Source organism: Delftia sp. ZNC0008 (genome assembly GCF_000799035.1).
Lineage (GTDB): Bacteria > Pseudomonadota > Gammaproteobacteria > Burkholderiales > Burkholderiaceae_C > Comamonas > Comamonas tsuruhatensis.
In genome coordinates this window covers 1-1176 of the sequence record NZ_JTKZ01000316.1, presented here as the reverse complement: position 1 = coordinate 1176, position 1176 = coordinate 1, and the positions used below count along the sequence as shown (strand labels likewise).

Below are 1176 nucleotides of genomic sequence, written 5' to 3'. Positions count from 1 at the left end.
TACGTGGTGGAGCTGTCGCAGGACAGCTTTGCATCGGTAGCCTCCACGGCCGTGGCCCTGGGCAACAGCCAGGCGCTGGAAGGCCTGCAGCCCGGCAGCTATACGCTGCGCGTGCGCGCCGTCAACGGCCTCGGCGGGAGCACGGCTGCAGTGAGCGTGCCTTTCATTGCCTCGGCCCCGCCGACGGCCTCGCTGCCCGAACTGACCGCGTTTTCCGGCGTGGTCGGCGACGCCAACGACCCCCTTGCCTCGGCAGGCATCGGCTTCACGGTGCAGGATGCGGGGGGCGCTGGCGGCGTACAGGTCACTGCGCGTTCGAGCAACCAGGCCGTGGTGGCCGACGCCGGCCTGGCCGCGTCCAACCAGGCCGGCAACGCCGTGCTCAGGATCACGCCCACGGGCGTGGGCTATGCCGACATCACCGTCACGCTGACCAACGCGGGCGGCGCCTCCGTCAGCCGCACCATCAAGTACGCGGCCTCGGCCAACACCGCAGCCAACACCAGCCCGCGCTGGCTGGCCGGGCGCTCGGACGCATCGACGGCCATCGTCATCGATGCCGCCACCATGCTGGTGGGCGACGACGAGGCGCCCGCCCAGGATGCCTCGGGCAATGCGCTGCCGGCCGGCAACTCCTTCTCGGCCTATGGCCCGGCCGGCGGGCTGCCCATCAAGCCGCTGATGCTGGACAGGACCGCCCTGGGCCTGGCCGATGCCGCCGCCTGCACCGCCCCCGGCCTCACGGGCCTGGACAGCTGCAAGAGCGACGAGGAAATGGACATCGAGGCCAGCTTTGCCCTGGGCAGCCGCGTGTACGTGGCGGGCTCGCACTCCAACAACAAGAGCGGCAAGTCGCGCACCGACCGCTGGCGCCTGGCTGCGATGGATGTGACCGGCTCCGGCGCCTCCACGGCGCTGACCGCCAGTGGCTACTACCGCTGGCTGCGCGAGGACCTGCGCAGCTGGGACGCGGCCGCGCATGACGGCCTTGCCGCCAACTACCTGGGCCTGGTGGCCAGCTCGGACGGCGGCGCCACCAAGGCGCCCGAGGCCGAGACGATGAGCGGCTTTTCCATCGAAGGCATGTCCACCAGCCCCGACAACGGCGCCGCATGGCTGGGCTTTCGCGCGCCGCTGGTGCCGGCGCCGGGCGCGCCCGCCGTCACGGCCACGCGG

1 protein-coding gene is annotated in these 1176 nt (G+C 72.1%); it reads left to right on the top strand.

Annotated elements, in window-relative coordinates; genetic code table 11:
* On the top strand, positions 1-1176 hold a 1176-nt coding region (locus L995_RS10515; RefSeq protein ID WP_047471476.1), incomplete at both ends, for a hypothetical protein.